A 15,601-nucleotide genomic window follows, 5' to 3' on the forward strand; every position below is an offset into this window, starting at 1 on the left:
GTACTCGTACCGAACCCGTCGCGCTCTGGGCCGTCTCTCCTCTCCCTTCTCTCCGACAATCTTATTTCAATAATACAGTTCTTAAATATATTAAGTGTGGAGAAATCTAAAACCGCGAACATCATTTGTGGGCGTTGCGTACGCGCTGTATGGCTATCCCTTCGTCTTGCAGGGGATCGTTCGTGTGTCTCACCGGTCGAGAGATCCGACTGCTCGCTCTCGGCCTCCTCTCGCTCGCGTTCGGCGCGTTGATCGGTTTACTGGTTGTTGTATCGAGTTCCGTCGGACCGACGGCATCGATGGATCCGAGTCCGATAGCGGAACCGACGCCGGGCATTCCGGTCGTCCTGCCGTTACTGTTCGGACTCGCCGCATCCGGTGATCCGGACCGAGATACCGCCCTCGAGCGACTCGCGACCGACCTCGAGTCGTTCGTCGCCGAGTTCACGGCCGACAGTTCGCTGCCGGCGTCGAGCCGGGACGGGAGGGGAGGAGACGGAACGAGTCGGAACGGAGCCGCTGCAGACGCGACGGAACGGGACGAGACGGACCCGGATACACCGGTACCGGACGAACCAACCGCGAAGGCACCGGCCCCGAACGACCGAGCCGCGGACGCATCGGCACGAGTCGACACGAGCCGGGTCCGAGAGGCGGAGCCGACGTTCGACCTCGAGCGCGACGACGAACTGGGTCGACTGTCGGCGGCCATCGAGACGCTCGCGACGACGGTTCGAGAACGCGACCGACAGTTCGAAGCGGTCTTCGACGATCCGAAGACGCTCGTCGCCCTGCTCGATCCGAACGGGACGGTGCGACGGATCAACGAGACGGCCCTCGAGTATCTCGACAGCGACCGGGAGGAAGCGATCGGCGAGCCGTTCCCAGCGATGTCCTGGTGGGCTGACACGCCGACTGGGGACGTACAAGCGTGGATCGACCGCGCCGAATCCGGCGTGTACGTCGAGTACGAAGCGCAATTGAACGACCCGGACGGGAATCGACGGTGGGTGAGCGGCACGTTTCGGCCGGTGACGAACGAGGCGGGGGAGGTCGCCTCGATCGTCGTCTCCGGTCGGGATGACACCGCGCGGAAGGAACGCGAACAGCGACTGGAAGCGGCGAACGCGCGGCTCGAGACGCTGTTCGAGAGCGCTCCCGACATGATCGACGTTCTCGACGCCGACGGGCGGATCGTCGACGCGAACCGACGGCTCCGTACCGAACTGGGGTACGAGGAGGGCGAACTGCTCGGGACGGGGATCTGGACGTACGACAAACTGGTCGACGAAGCGGATGTCGAGTCGATCCTCGAGGAGCTGTCGGTCGGTGACCGACGGACGTTCGAAGGGCGCTATCTGCGCCGTGACGGCTCGGAGTTTCCCGTCGAGATACAGCTGCTGCACCTCGATCTCCCGGAGGCGAACCGGTTCGTGGCTATCAGTCGCGACATCACCGAGCAGAAGGCTCGCGAACGGGAGTTACAGCGGCACACGGCGTACACCGACGAGTTGCTCGACGCCGTCGACGACGTCTTCTACGTTATCGACGGGAACGGCGAGATTCAGCGGTGGAACGAGACGCTCTCGTCGGTGACCGGCTTCTCGACAGCGGAGATCGAGTCGATGAACGCCGCCGAGTTCTTTTCGCCCGCGGATCAGCGACTGGTCGCCGACGCGATCGACGAAGCGCTCGAGACGGGCTCCGCGCGAGTGGAGGTGTCGCTGCTCACCGCCGACGGCGAGTCGATTCCCTACGAGTTCATCGGCGCCAGACTCGAGGATCTCGACGGGAACGCCGTCGTCACGGGGATCGGTCGCGACATCTCCGAACGCAAAGAGCGCGAACGCCAGCTCTCGACGTTGATGAGCAACGTCCCGGGGATGGTGTACCGGTGTCGGAACGAGCCGGACTGGCCGTTCGACTTCGTCAGCGAGGGCTGTTTCGAACTCACCGGCTACGACCCCGAAATGCTGGAGAACGACGACGTGAACTGGGCTTCGGATATCATCCTCGAGCGACACGGCGAGCTGTGGGAGACGGTTCAGCAGGCCGTCGCGAACCGGGAGCCGTTTCAAGTAACCTTCCCGATCGAGACGGCCGACGGCGACCGCCGTTGGGTCCGCGAACGCGGACGAGGCGTTTTCGACGAGAACGGCGAACTCGAGTCGCTAGAGGGTGTCATCACCGACGTCACCGAGCAGATCGAGAACGGGCGTCGACTCGAGCGAACCACGCGGCTCCTCGAGCAGTCCCAGCGGCTGGCCAACATCGGGGCCTGGGAGCTCGACGCGACCGAGGAGCCGTACGATCTCGAGTGGACCGATCAGGTGTCCCGGATTCACGGGCTCCCGCCCAGCGAAGCGGTCGACGTGGAGCGAGCGCTCGAGTTCTACCACCCAGCGGATCGGCCGACCGTCAGGTCGGCCCTCGAGCGCGCCATCGAGGACGGCGAACCGTACGATCTCCAGGTCCGGCTCCAGTCGGACGACGGCGACCAACGGTGGGTGCGCACGATCGGCGACCCGGTCGAAGCGGACGGGACCATCGTCAAAGTTCGAGGGGCATTTCAGGAGATTACCGACCGCAAACGACGCGAACGCGAACTCGAGCGCTACGAGACGATCATTCAGGCGGTCGGTGACCCGGTCTATACGCTCGACGAATCGGGCGAGTTCCAGTTCGTCAACGACGCGATGGAGTCGCTTACGGGCTACGAGCCCGAGCAGATGCTCGAGTGGGACGTTGCGGACGTCATGACGAGCGCGGATCTCGAGGCGGCCAGGGAGTTGGTTCGCGACCTGCTCCGCGAGGGCGAACCGTACGGGACCTTCGAAATGGGCCTCGTGACAGCTGACGGCGACGTGATCGAAGCGGAGAACCACGTTGCGCTGTTACCGATGGACGACGGCGAGTTCGCCGGCACCGCGGGCGTCGTCCGCGATATCACCGAGCGCAAGGAGCGCGAACGCGAACTCGAGCGCACGACCGATCTGTTAGAGCGGGTCCAGCGCATGGCGAAGGTCGGTGGCTGGGAACTGGACGTCGACGCCGAGCCGCCGGCAGCGACCTGGACCGACGAGTGCTATCGATTGCACGGCCTCTCCCGCGACGTCACGCCCACGCTCGAGACGACTCTCGAGAGCTATCATCCGGACGATCGCCCGTTCGTTCGCACCCGACTCAGAAACGCGATGGACGCCGAACGGGGGTACGATTTCGAAGCCCGGCTCCAACCCGACGAGGACGAGAGCAGGTGGGTACGAGCGACCGGCGAGCCGATCTTCGACGCGGCGGGCGACCTCCGCGCGTACCGCGGCTCGATCAAGGACATCTCCGAGCAGAAGAGACGAGAACTCACGCTCGAGTCGCTCCACGAGACCGCACGCGACCTGCTCAACGCCGAGACGGAGACGGCGATCGCGGAACTGGTCGTCGAGACGGCCGCGGATATCCTCGAACCGGGGAGCGCGGGAGTGTATCTGCTGGACTCGGGAACGAATCGGTTCGAGCCGACCGCGTTCACGGACGAGTTCGCCGATCGAACCGACGGCGCGCCGTCGATCACGGTCGGCGACAACGACTCCGTGCTCTGGAACACCTATCTGGCCGGCTCACAGACGGTCGTCGACGACGCTGCGACCAGCGACCGCTCGCCGCTGTTCGGCGGCGACGTGCCGGGCGGGTTGCTGGTCCCGATCGGCGACCACGGGGTGTTCGTCCTGGTCACTCCGCCCGCCACCATCGACGACGAGGCGCGACGACTGGTCGAGACCCTCGTCGCGACGACCGAAGCCGCGTTCGACCGCCTCGAGAGCGAGGCGAGCCTTCGAGAACGCGACGCGGAGCTGGAGGCACAGAACCGGCGGCTCCGACGCCAGATTCAGATCACCGAGATCATTAGGGGGATCGACCGGTCGCTCATCGGCGCCAACAGCCGCGAAGAGATCGAGCAAACCGTCCCCGAACGGCTCGTCGAGGGCGACACCGTCGCGTTCGCCTGGATCGGCGACGTCGACGCCGCCGGAAGGACGCTCGAGCCGCGGAGCTGGGCGGGCGCCGAACCGGAGTATCTGGACGCGGTGTCGTTCGATCTCGAGACCGACGCGGACGAGCCGTCCGTTCGGACCGTCGGGTCGGGGACGCCTTCGGTCGTCGAAAACGTCGTCGAGGGGCTCAAAGACGAGCCGTGGCGGACCAGTGCGCTCGATGCGGGCTTCCAGTCGGTGCTCTCCGTGCCGCTGTCGTTCGAGGAGTACAGCTACGGCGTGCTCACGGTGTACGCCGACGAGCCGGACGCCTTCACCGACCTCGAGCGGACGGTGTTTGCGGAGCTCGGCGAGGGAATCGCGAACGCGACGAACGCGGCGAAGACGCAGGAAGCGCTCCACGCGGAGACGCTCGTCGAACTCACGCTCGCGCTCGAGGGCAGCGACGACGCGCTGTCTCAAATCGCGAGGAAGACCGGCGCGACCGTCGAGTACGAGGGCCTCGGCGTCGACTCCGGCTCGGAAACGGTGCTGTTCTTCGAGACGAACGGTGTCGCGCCGGACGATGTCCGTACCGTCCTCGACGAGCTCGTCTCCGTAACGGACGCGCGACTCGTCACCGAGTCGGACGAGCAGTGTCTGTTCGAGGCGACCGTCACGAGCGACGTCGTCGCCTCTCGGCTGGTTCGTCACGGCGCCAGCCCGCGGTCGATCACCGCCGACGGCGACCGAACGATGATCACCGTCGACGTTCCCACGACGACCGACGTCAGGGAGTTCGTCGAGATGCTCGCCGAGCGGCACGCCGGCGTCGAACTCCAGTCGCGGCGCCACGTCAGGCGATCGTCCACCACGAGACAGCTGTCGTCGCTGTTCGACGAACTGACCGATCGCCAACTCGAGGTGCTGCGGACGGCGTATCTGGCCGGTTTCTTCGAGTGGCCCCGCGAGAGCACCGGCGAGGAGATCGCCGAGATGCTCGAAGTAACTCAGCCGACGGTCAACCGGCACCTCCGGATCGGCCAGCAGCGACTGCTGGCTCAACTGTTCGAGAACGGCGCGCTCTCGTTCGCCGACGAGGCGTAAGCCGGCCGTTCGGTCGGTCGTTTTCGGTGCTGTTTCGAGAAAGGAACACCCAAGGAGGGCGATGCCGTAGCCCTCCGCATGGAAACGCCCTCGCATTCGGAACAGCGTGACGGTGCGCCGCTCCGATCGACGTTCGTCGCGATCGGACTGACGGTCTTCGGTCTCCTCATGGCGGAGTTCGCAACGCTCCCCGCCTTCCTGGTCGATCCTTCCCTGCTCGATGCCGTCATGGGCGGCTCGCTGGGCGACGCTTCGATGGGCGGCCGGACGCTACTCCTGATGTTGAACTTCGTCGGAATGGCGCTAGCCGGCGTGATCTACCTGCTCGCCACCGGTCGCGGGCTGTCGTGGATCGACCTCCGCGTCCCGACCCGAAACGACTGGAAGTACCTGATCGGCGGCAGCGTCGGCATCATCGTGTTCCTCTACGCCGTGAGTATCCTCTTTATGCTGCTCGACGTGCCCGCCGCGGAGAGTCAGGTGATGGATATCGTCGGCGAGAACCAGACGATGATCCTGATCATGATCTTCATCGTGTTCTTCTTCAACGCTCCCGCCGAGGAGTTCCTCTTCCGGAACGTCATCCAGAAACGCCTCTACGAGGGCTTTTCGCGGACGAACGCGATTCTGGTCACGAGCGTCATCTTCGCGGCCGTCCACCTCCCGATGTACCTCCTCGCCGAAACGCTCGTCGCGACCCTCGCGTCGCTCACGATCATGTTCGGCGGCTCGGTGATCTTCGGCTACCTCTACGCGAAAACGGACAACCTCCTCGTGCCGACCATCGCCCACGCCGTGCTCAACGCCTTCCAGTTCACGATGCTCTATCTCGCGATCGAGTTCGGGCTGGACGACGCCGAGACTGCGCCCTCGTTTGTCCTCGAGGCGGTCGCACTGATTCCGCTGTAGCCGCCCGATCAGTTTCACCGCGTTCTCCCTCCCTTTATTAGGGCCGGCGGGTGAGAGCGTGTATGTCTCAGGCGAAGGGTGACAGACGCGAACGGGAACTCGTCAACGCGCTCGACGAGGCCGGGTTCGCGGTCATGCGTGCACCCGCGAGCGGTTCCGCGACGGAACGCGAACTGCCGGACGTCCTCGCGGGCGACGGCGAGCAGTTCTACGCGATCGAAGCGAAATCGAGTTCGGGTGACCCCATCTATCTCACCGGCGAGGAAGTGGAGGCGCTGATCTATTTCTCCCGGAACTTCGGTGCGAAACCCCGCATCGGCGTCCGATTCGACCGCGAGGACTGGTACTTCTTCCACCCCGGCGACCTCTACGTGACCGACGGCGGCAACTACCGCGTCAAGAAGGAGACGGCCATCGCCGACGGCACCGACTTCGCCGAATTCGTCGGCGAGAGCGAGAAGGTGACGCTCGCGGAGGTCGGTGACGACGACGACGGGCCGGACGAAGACGTTCTCCGCGTGCTCAACGCCGTCGAACAGGGCGTGATGGAGGTAGAAGAGGCCGCCGAAATGCTCGAATAAGGGTGTCAAACGGACCGTCACTGGCTGCGGTGGGGCGAAGCTATTTGACCGTGTGTGTCTTTCACACACCCGTCTCGAAGACGTGAGTACGCCGCAATCTCGAGACGCGACGGAGGCGTGTACCATGACACTCCCACCAGCCGAGCCGATGTTGGCGTTCGCAGCGGGGGCCTCGGTTCTGTACCTGGCGTTCTGGTGGGTGTGGTGGAACGTGCTCGTCGACAACGGGGTCGAACTACAGTACTCGGAGGACGGCTCCGAACTCGACTGACGATACCTCGATCGTCGGCAGAGCCGGTCAGTCGTCCGCCGCCATCGGCTCCGAGAGCGTTTCGGGATCGACCGACGCCCCCCTGACGATCGGTTCGAACGCCTCGAGCGCGAACCGGTCGCCGCTCGCAATCCCCCTCGCGTCGGGGGTCTCGAGTTCGGTCGCGACGAACCGCCGGGCCACGAGCGCCATCCTGCCGTTTCCGTCGTCGAGTTTCGTTTGGGCCTCCTTGAGCAGGAGTGCGCCGGTGAAGACGTCGAAGACGTAGTGGGCGAGGCGCTTGGCCGAGAGCTGTGCGTACTCGCCGTCCGCGCCGGCCAGCATTGCGAGCGCCCCCGCGAGGTCGTGGTACTCCGCTTCGACCGTCTCGGCGGCGTCCGCCAGCGCCGGGTGCGAGACGGTCTCGAGTCGGTCCTCGATCGCCTCGAACAGCGGTTCGTGGGCGTCCTCGCGCTCGAGCGCCCGGAGCACATCTAGCGAGAGGATGTTCTCGGTGCCCTCCCAGATCGGGAGGACCTGTGCGTCCCGGAGCAGTCGGTTGGTGACGAAGTCGTTCACGTAGCCGTTGCCGCCGTGAATCTCCATCCCGTAGGAGGCGGTGTCGACGGCCATTCGCGCCGTTCGCGCCTTGGCGATCGGCACCAGCAGGCGCATCAGGCGGTAGGTGTCCTCGGCGTCGGTATCGCCCTCCGCCGAATCTGCGCCGCGTTCGGCCCGCTCGCGTTCGGACAACAGCCGCGCCGCTTCGAACGTGTACGCCATCGCGGCCTCGTGGTCGACGGCCATGTCGACCAGATCGGCTCTCATTAGTGGGTACTGGTCGATTGTCTCGCCAAACGCCTCGCGGTTCGCGGCGTAGATCTTGCTCTCGAGCAGCACGCGACCGATGATTCCACAGGAGGCGGCGGCGTTCGAGAGCCGCTCGACGTTGAGCATCTCGGTCATCTGCTTGAACCCGTTCTCTTCCTCGCCGACGAGGTGGGCTTTCGCGCCGGTGAACTCGACTTCCCCAGTTGGAACGGCGATAGTCCCGAGTTTGTCCTTCAGCCGCCGATAGAGTTGGTCGTTCACCTCGTCGGGTGCGAGCGGGCCGTCCTCGAGTCGGTCGCCCTTCGTGTAGGGGCCGTCACCGGCCTCGTCGGGGTCTGCGTGGGGGACGAGAAACATCGAGAGGCCCTGCGTGCCCTCGGGGGCGTCCTCGGTTCGGGCCAGCGCGAGGGTTCCCTCGGCGTCGATATTCGAACAGAACCACTTCTCGCCGTAGAGGCGCCAACACTCCTCGTCTTGGTCCCACTCGGCGCGCGTTTCGTTCGCCCCGACGTCGCTGCCGCCCTGTTTTTCGGTGAGGAACATCGCGCCCTCGAGCAGGTCCGCGTAGGTTCGGCTCGTCAGCCCCTCGTAGTAGCCGGCGAGGTCGCCGTCGTCGAACTTCTCGAGGACGAGCGCTGCGCCCGCGGTCATCGCCACCGGGCAGTCGAATCCGGGGTCGGCGTAACACAAGAGGTACTGCATCGCGAGGTTGTGCGAGAGCGGCATCGGCTCCTCGCGGCCGGGTGGGGCTTCGAACGAGTCGGACACGATCCCCATCTCGTAGGCCAGTCGCTCGTTCTCGAGCTGTTCGGCGGGGTAACGAACGCGGTTCTGGACCTCGCCGTGTTTGTCGTAGGGCTCGAGTTCCGGCCCGTGATCGTCGATGTAATCGGCGTTGTCCGCGATCGTGTGACCGACGATCTCGCCGAACTCCGAGAGCCGGGACTCGGCCCACTCGAACTCGTCGTCGGTGTAGATTCGACGCAACTCGCGCTCGAGGGCGCGATCGAGCTTCCAGTAGTTGACGTGGCGTCCCTCCGCGAACTGGCCGTGGTCGATCCCGTCGCTCATAGCCTGGTAGTTGTTGGCGCGTCTCAATAAAACGGTCGTGAGTCAACGGCCGATTCGTTTTCGATCGTTTATGGGCTCGAGTGACATGGTTCGTCGGCAGGTATCCGTCTAGCCGGTTCGAAACGGCAATCTACTACGCGGGTGATGATCCGTCCCAGATGTCGTGACGGGGAGACACCGTCGACGAGAGTGGCAAGCGGTAACGCTTTGTCTTGGTCGAGACTGCCCGAGAACTGCGTGTTAATGGTGCTGTGTATGGCTCACGTAGTGTGGTTGCCAGAAGTTACCTCCTTTGCAACGGGAGTCAGTTACGGTTCCATACGAGATTGGATAGATTTTATACATATATTGGACAATAAGGTACGTACGTAGCATGCGACGACGAAAATATCTCTCAGTGACTGGACTCGTGGCCGTACTTCCGGGCTGTATTTCCGATAGTAGTACTGTTGAATTCAAACTACATCGAATATTGATTATGAACCGTTTAGCGGAAGATATCGGCGTTACCGTGACAATAGAAGAAGATGAAGCGGTTGTCTATGAAAAAGAGCATCAAACCGAAGCGGTTGACGGCTCTTCTACGTCATCAGTTGAGGTCAAAGAAGAAACGATGACCAAATTAGGAGATTATAAGGTCACTATCCATGTCGGTGATAGCGATAGTGGAGGTAGTGCCACGTTCAGTAGTGATGGAATCGAGGGCATAGACGGTAACAAAATAGAATTAATTACCACTGTAGAAGCTGTCGATGATGTACGTTTGTACACTCAAATTGCTGAGGATTAGCATATTTCGAATTTGTTTGTCAACGGTCGACTGGTATAACGGATGACCCATACACGTTCAACGACTGTCCAACAGACAGTGTGTGATCGACTGTGAACTGTCGAAGCGAACGCTACGCCGCCTTCTCGAGTCGCGTTCGCGGGAAGACGTAGACCTTCAGCGAGCCAGGGATGACGCCGTTCGTGGCGACGGTTGCATGGGGGTAGACGGCCCCGACGACGGGGACGTCTGGCTCGTAGTTCTCGTTCGTCCCGTAGTCGGCGACGGAACAGTCGGCTGCGCCGATCTGGACCGCGTCAGCCCGCAGGTCGGAGACGTCGACGACCGTGAGTCGGTCGCCCGTCTCGCGGTCGCGGACCGCGCTGCCCGGCCAGATCGCGTGTTCGTCACAGTAGGCGGGGGCGTTCGCCGCGTCTTCGTCGACGAAGACGGCGGTTCCGCAGTCGTGACAGGGAACCGCGACCTCGCCCGGCGGCGGCGTTCGACCGTCGGTGATCTCGATGGCGACCCGGCGGATGTGCTTGCAGCGAGCCTCACGGAAGATGTGATCCGGACAGGTGCAGCGACCGCCCTCGAGGTCGACGAGGTAGGTGTGGTTGCTGGCCGATTCGACCTCGTAGAGGCCATCGCCTAGCGAGAGGACGGACATCGGTTCGGTGCGAGCGCGGCGCGCCCGCGCCTCGAGGCGGTTGCTCGGCGGTACTGGCAGTGGTGTTTTCGGTGACGCTGTTGTGTTCATGGGTGCGTCGAAGCGGTGCGATCAACGGCTGCTGATCGGCTTTGTTGTAGTCGGCTGGCTATTCGAAGATTCTAGGCGTTCGAGCGATATAACGCGTTTGCCGGCAGTTGCCGGCAGCTGCTTTATATGCCTTAGACGGAGAACCCCTTCAGTTCGAGTGGAGATATGCCGGGCTGTCGAGGAGGATCGTCGGCCGAGTCGGACCCGGTCCTCGGGGCGCGCCCTTCGAAGCGCTTTTGCCCGGTCCGCCGAAATCCATCCGGTAATGCTCGAGCGTGAGCGAATCATCGAAATCGTCGTCGCCGTCGCCGCCGTCCTCCTGATGCTCGGCGTCATGATCGGTATCGGTTCCGAATACGGTGGCAACGGACAAGCCATGTCGACCGACGGCGGGGAGATGCTCGTGATGGCCATCGTCGGCTTCATCCTCCTGTTGACGGCCGTCGGCATCGCCCTCGCGTTCGTCCTGAACGATCCTGAGGACGGACTCGAGACGGACGACGACCCGGACGCCCAGAGCGCGGCCTGAAGTCGGTCGTTCACGTCGGCGGGGACACGGATCCGACGACGCTGCGGTATCTTTTTCACGCCCTGTAAATGACAGTACATATGGACAATTCCGGCGTCAGTGCTGAGTCGCGAACGGGGTCGGTGAGTCGTCTTCGGCGTCTCGCCGTCGCCGCCGTCTTCGTGCTCCTCGTCTCGTCGGTGGTCGTGCGGATGACCGGCGCCGTCGATCCGCTGCTGGCCGGCGCCGCGCTGGCGCTGCTGATCGTGCTCGGCGTCGTTGTGGTGCTGTCGACGGCCGGCTCGAGCACGGAGACGAACGGCGACGACGAGGACGGGAACACCGACGACGGCGAGTCCGACGTCTGGGACGCGATTCCCTCCTGGCAGTACGAGGGTCGACACGTCGAATCGGGGGGTCTCGCTCGTGGCGAACAGGAGCAGGCGTTACAGGACATTCAGCGACAGGCAGACGAACTGTCCGAGGAGCCCGAAAAATAGTCGCGCGCTCGGTCGCACCGGTTCGCCCCGATCAATCGCCGCTCGCTTCCTGCCCTTCGTCGCTCTCGTCACGCCAGTCTTCGACCTCGTCGTCGTCGGCGTCGTCGATCCGCTCCTCGTAGTAGGCCATCGGATGTGGAATACGTTCGCAGAGATCGTCCTTGTTCACGCAGTCGCCGTAGGACTGCATCGTCGCACAGGAGGGCGCGGAGTACTCCGTCGGCGAGGAGTCGCCGCGGATGTGGTCGGTCTGATAGCGGGTCATCTCCTCGCCGAACGACGAGTTCACGCGGTAGAGGTCGACGATCTCGTCGGTCGTCATCCCGATGTTCGCCAGGAAGGCGGTGATCGCGAACCGGGAGTGGTGTGGGAGGTGTTCGCCCTTCTGAATCTGATCGAGCAGGGCCTTCATACACGGCGGGAACAGGTCCGGAACGACGGTGTCGATCTCCCGCGTGAGTTCGAGGTCGGCGAGCACGTCCCGAATCTCGGCTTCCTCCTCCTCGAGCGCCGTCGCGATGACCTCGGGAACGTCGAACGGAAGCCCCTCCTCGATCCGACTCCGGATGGCCTCCTGGAGCAAGACGAGGAGTTCGGCCTCCGAGACCGGCACCTCGCCGTCGGCCAACGCGCGGTTGACGAGCCGCCACTCGTCGTCCCAGCAGTCCTCCGCCAGCGGCAGGTAGGTTCCGACGTCGATCCGGTAGCCACCGGACGTCTCCCGAACGTCGCCGTGGAGGTCGAACTCCGAGAGGAGCGTCTCGAGGTCGAGCCCCGTCGACTCGACGCTTTTGAGTTCGGTCGTCTCCTCGAGGTCGGCCGTAAAGCGGTCGTAGGCCGTCGCGGCTTCGGCGCGGGCGTACTTGCGCACGAGGATGTTCTCCTCGACCATCGAGACGAGCACGCGCGCGACCGGATAGGAGAGCAACTCGACGCGGGCCTCCCGCCGCGGTTCACCGGTTTCGCCGTCCTCGAGGGCCGCCACGACGCGCTCGCGAGCGCGGTCGACGACCGCGTCGTCCTGCTCGACGACGGTGGCCAGATCGACGGCCTCCGTCGCCACCGCGTCGCGGGCGGCCTCGAGGAACGGGTACCGGGCGTGCAGTCGCTGCATCGGTAATGGGATGTTACTGCGCGGGGTTAAACCCGCTGATTGTTCGTCGGATCACGGGGGGTGGTAACCGGCGATTGGATCGCTCGATCGTCGGCCACTCCCGGTGCTGATAGCGCAAACGAGGGTCGATTTCAAGGGGATCCGATACGTCACTCCGAGTATGCCACGGGCGCTACGCGACGGTGTGTCGATCTACTACGAGCGCGAGGAGAGCGAGGACGGCGGGACGCCGGTCGTCTTCGTGCAGGGACTGGGTTACGGCCGGTGGATGTGGCGGTGGCAGCGCGAGGCCGTCCGCGACAGCTACGACATGGTCGCGCCGGACAACCGCGGAACGGGCCAGTCCGACACCGGGCTGCCGCCGGTCCTCCCGCGACTGCCCCGCAAACTCCGCGCGCCGCTCATCTTCAAACTGGCCGGCTACTCCATCGGCGGGCTCGCGGCCGACCTCGAGGCCGTCCTCGAGGACGCGGGCATCCGGGAGGCCCACATCGTCGGGGCGAGCATGGGCGGGATGATCGCCCAGCGCTACGCGATCGAGTACACCCGTGCGAAGACGCTCACGCTCTGTTGTACGAGCCACGGCGGTCCGGACGCCGTTCCCGTCCCGGAGGAGACACAGGAGTTCATCTTCGACGTGCCGAAGGGGGCCACCGAGCGCGAAAAATTGCGGCATCGAATGCGTCCCGCGTTCAACGAACGGTTCACGAATCGGAATCCGCACCTGATGGACCGTATCCTCGAGTGGCGACTCGAACAGGACGCCGAGGACCCGGCCCGCGAGGCCCAGGCCGCCGCCGTCCTGAACTTCGACGTCAGCGACCGTCTCGACAGCATTCGGGTGCCGACGTTGGTCCTCCACGGGACCGACGATCGGGTCGTCCCCGCGGGGAACGGGACGCTGCTCGAGGAGGCGATTCCGAACGCTCGACTCGAGCGGTTCGAGGGCGGTTCGCACCTGTTTTTCATCGAGGACGCGGCGGACGTGAACGAGGAACTGCTGGCGTTTCTCGACGAACACGAGTGACGGCGCGCTCGGCGGGGGTTCCGTTCGGCTGCTCGAGGTCGGTTATCCGGCTTCCGCGGATTCGAGGGCCGGCTACCCGCGACCCATCGTCTCGAGGGTCGGTGACTCGAGTTACGGCTCGGCTGCGACGGGTCCCCGTCGGATTCGAATCTCCCCGTCGCTGTGGACGCCGATGTCGAACCCCTCGTAGGTGAACCACAGCTGGTGGACGCCGGCGTCGTCGCTTCGACGGGCGTGCCGGACGAGCGAGTCGAGGGAGTCGGGTTCGACGGCCTCGTAGAGCGGGCTGAGTTCCGCCGGCGCGTCGCCGGTGAGCGCGGCGACGGCCGTCACGACGGCTTCGCTCGCCCGCTCGCCGGCTTCGGGGTCGAACGTCGCGACGTATCGGAGTTCGGCCGCCTCTGACGCGTCCGTCTGATCGTCTGCGGAGGGCATACGACGTCTACTCTGGAGAGACTGGTAGGTCGTATCCTTACTATGTAGTATCATTAAATAACGGTGCGTACACATCAGTTCGATACGATAGTTACGACTGGAGTAATTTCCACACCGTTTGCGGTTCTCGCTCACGGGTCGCTTGTGCTCCCATCCTCCGATCGGGCGTCCATCGACGTCCAGGGCTCCTATCGGTGTCTGGGGCGCGGTGACTACTCGGCCGAAAACGACGTTGGGCGTCGAGCCACCTGTTCGTCGATTCCGAACAGACGGGCGAGCAGGTTCCGGTGCCCGCGACGGAGCCGTCCCGCGAGCGACTGTCGGGTAATTCCCAGCTCGGTCGCGAGGTCGTCGAGCGTCGCCCGTCTGGGGTCGTCGAAATAACCCCGTTCGAACGCCAACTCGAGCGCCTCGAGCTGGGCCAGCGTCAGCTCGGTGTTCGTCTCGCGGGACTCGAGCGGCTGGAGTCGGCGAACGGAGAGCCGAACGTCGTTCGTCCGACACCGGCTCTGGAACCGTTTGATCGCGTCGTGGTCGTCCGCTCGGAGTCTGAACCGCCACTGGTTCCGTTTGCCGACCGCCGAGAGAAGCGTGACGTTCGAGTCGACGATCGCGCTGACGATGCCGTTGGCCGTCGGATCCCACTCCGCTCGAAAGAGGACGTTGCCGTCGTCGAGCTCGTCGACCAGCGTGAACGTCTCCGCGGGCGGCGACGCCTCGAGTGCGGCCGTGACGTCGTGTCGGTCCGCACCGCTGATCCAGAGATAGGGAAACACTGCCCCGTTCGTCGGAACGATCCGCTCGAGTTCGACCGTCGCCTCGGGAACCGCCGAGAACAGCGAGCCGAGCGGAAACTCGTCGGCGGGGACGGCGAACTCGACGAGGATTGCCATTGACCCACGCTGACGTGACGGCGCCCAATAAATCCAGTGATACGAGTAACGAATAGAAACACTCCCACCGTAAGAACGGTTTTCCGTCGAGGCGGCGCGATCAGTCGCTCTGAATGCGCGGTGCGAGCATGTAGGTGACCTGTCCCTGTCCCTCCGCGAAGCCGAAGTAGATCTTGACGGGGAACTCCTCGCCGAGGTGGAGCGTGACCTCGGTGTCGGAGGGAATCGCCTTGTTCATGTCCTTGAGGTAGTCGAGCGAGAACAGCGAGTGGGCCGGACCGACCTGCAGGTCGATCAGGTCCTCCTGGGTGAGTTCGAGGTGGACGTCGTCGGTGTCGCCCTCCGCGTCGACGTAGAAGTACTCGTCCGCCTCCTTGACGCCGAGTGCGATATGATCGCTCACCATATCGGCTGCTTTCACCGAGCGGTTGACGTCTTTGCCCTCGAGGATGACCTCTGCGGGCAGGTCGAGATCCGGAATGTCCGGCTCCTGTCGGATGGAGTCGGGGTCGATGAGCGCGAGGGTGTACTCGAGCCCGTCGATCTGGATGTGGAGTTTGCGCGTCTCTTCGTCGAGTTCGAGCTGGACGAGCTGGCCGGATTCGGCCATGCCTGCGATATCCTCGAGTCGCGAGAGGTCGACACCGATCAGCCCGCCGTCGGCTTCGTAGGATTCGAACGCCGCCGCATCGAGCGAGAGGTCGACCATCCCGACGTTAGCGGGGTCGACGGCTCGAATTTCGAGACCGTCTTCCTCGAGGTGGATCTTACACTCGTCGACCAGCACGCTCACCGAATCGAGCGCGCTGGTGAGCGTTGCCGCGCTCACGATGGCCTTGAACATATAGCTCGGGGTACGGACGGTTGCCATAAAAAGC

The 15,601-nt window shown here is 64.2% G+C and carries 14 protein-coding genes; 8 read left to right on the forward strand and 6 right to left on the reverse strand.

Annotated elements, in window-relative coordinates:
- The first annotated feature begins 299 nt into the window (after positions 1–299).
- The 4 genes from BLT08_RS13000 to BLT08_RS23035 all read left to right on the forward strand — a co-directional run bounded on the left by BLT08_RS13000 (position 300) and on the right by BLT08_RS23035 (position 6,836).
- Entirely contained in the window at positions 300–5,075 is a 4,776-nt protein-coding gene (locus BLT08_RS13000; protein ID WP_245724214.1) for a PAS domain S-box protein, read from the forward strand.
- A 78-nt stretch (positions 5,076–5,153) separates the two neighbouring features.
- Positions 5,154–5,984, forward strand: a complete 831-nt coding sequence (locus tag BLT08_RS13005) for a CPBP family intramembrane glutamic endopeptidase (protein ID WP_090307894.1) — start codon at positions 5,154–5,156, stop codon at positions 5,982–5,984.
- A 62-nt stretch (positions 5,985–6,046) separates the two neighbouring features.
- Complete coding sequence (gene hjc, locus BLT08_RS13010) at positions 6,047–6,565, forward strand: Holliday junction resolvase Hjc (protein ID WP_090307898.1); 519 nt, start codon at positions 6,047–6,049, stop codon at positions 6,563–6,565.
- Between the two features lie 124 nt (positions 6,566–6,689).
- The gene (locus tag BLT08_RS23035) at positions 6,690–6,836 is read left to right on the forward strand and encodes a hypothetical protein (RefSeq protein WP_175529312.1); all 147 of its coding nucleotides are present in this window, start codon (positions 6,690–6,692) and stop codon (positions 6,834–6,836) included.
- A 27-nt stretch (positions 6,837–6,863) separates the two neighbouring features.
- On the opposite strand, the gene BLT08_RS13015 is transcribed toward BLT08_RS23035, so the two are convergent.
- Positions 6,864–8,717, reverse strand: coding sequence for an acyl-CoA dehydrogenase family protein (locus tag BLT08_RS13015; protein WP_090307902.1), 1,854 nt, complete (start codon positions 8,715–8,717; stop codon positions 6,864–6,866).
- A gap of 397 nt (positions 8,718–9,114) precedes the next feature.
- Between BLT08_RS13015 and BLT08_RS22590 the strand changes: the two genes are divergently transcribed.
- A complete protein-coding gene (locus BLT08_RS22590; protein WP_139171305.1) occupies positions 9,115–9,507 on the forward strand; it encodes a hypothetical protein in 393 nt (130 codons plus the stop codon).
- 112 nt (positions 9,508–9,619) lie between these two features.
- Here BLT08_RS22590 and BLT08_RS13020 read toward each other — a convergent pair whose 3' ends face one another.
- A complete protein-coding gene (locus BLT08_RS13020) occupies positions 9,620–10,246 on the reverse strand; it encodes an SWIM zinc finger family protein (protein ID WP_090307906.1) in 627 nt (208 codons plus the stop codon).
- 265 nt (positions 10,247–10,511) lie between these two features.
- Here BLT08_RS13020 and BLT08_RS13025 point away from each other — a divergent pair, with 265 nt between their 5' ends.
- Positions 10,512–10,775 (forward strand): DUF7472 family protein, encoded by a 264-nt coding sequence (locus tag BLT08_RS13025; protein ID WP_090307909.1) that lies wholly within the window; start codon positions 10,512–10,514, stop codon positions 10,773–10,775.
- A gap of 80 nt (positions 10,776–10,855) precedes the next feature.
- Positions 10,856–11,254, forward strand: coding sequence for a hypothetical protein (locus BLT08_RS13030; RefSeq protein ID WP_090307913.1), 399 nt, complete (start codon positions 10,856–10,858; stop codon positions 11,252–11,254).
- 31 nt (positions 11,255–11,285) lie between these two features.
- On the opposite strand, the gene priL is transcribed toward BLT08_RS13030, so the two are convergent.
- A complete protein-coding gene (gene priL / locus BLT08_RS13035) occupies positions 11,286–12,368 on the reverse strand; it encodes a DNA primase regulatory subunit PriL (protein WP_090307917.1) in 1,083 nt (360 codons plus the stop codon).
- Between the two features lie 160 nt (positions 12,369–12,528).
- Between priL and BLT08_RS13040 the strand changes: the two genes are divergently transcribed.
- Entirely contained in the window at positions 12,529–13,395 is an 867-nt protein-coding gene (locus BLT08_RS13040) for an alpha/beta fold hydrolase (protein ID WP_090307922.1), read from the forward strand.
- Positions 13,396–13,506: 111 nt separating this feature from the next.
- On the opposite strand, the gene BLT08_RS13045 is transcribed toward BLT08_RS13040, so the two are convergent.
- From BLT08_RS13045 to BLT08_RS13055, 3 genes are all read right to left on the reverse strand, one after another.
- Positions 13,507–13,830, reverse strand: a complete 324-nt coding sequence (locus tag BLT08_RS13045; RefSeq protein ID WP_090307930.1) for a HalOD1 output domain-containing protein — start codon at positions 13,828–13,830, stop codon at positions 13,507–13,509.
- Between the two features lie 212 nt (positions 13,831–14,042).
- Positions 14,043–14,723 (reverse strand): helix-turn-helix domain-containing protein, encoded by a 681-nt coding sequence (locus BLT08_RS13050; RefSeq protein ID WP_090307933.1) that lies wholly within the window; start codon positions 14,721–14,723, stop codon positions 14,043–14,045.
- A gap of 100 nt (positions 14,724–14,823) precedes the next feature.
- A complete protein-coding gene (locus tag BLT08_RS13055) occupies positions 14,824–15,567 on the reverse strand; it encodes a DNA polymerase sliding clamp (protein WP_090307936.1) in 744 nt (247 codons plus the stop codon).
- Between the last annotated feature and the right edge of the window lie 34 nt (positions 15,568–15,601).

The sequence above is a fragment of the Natronorubrum texcoconense genome (assembly GCF_900100335.1).
GTDB classification, from domain to species: domain Archaea; phylum Halobacteriota; class Halobacteria; order Halobacteriales; family Natrialbaceae; genus Natronorubrum; species Natronorubrum texcoconense.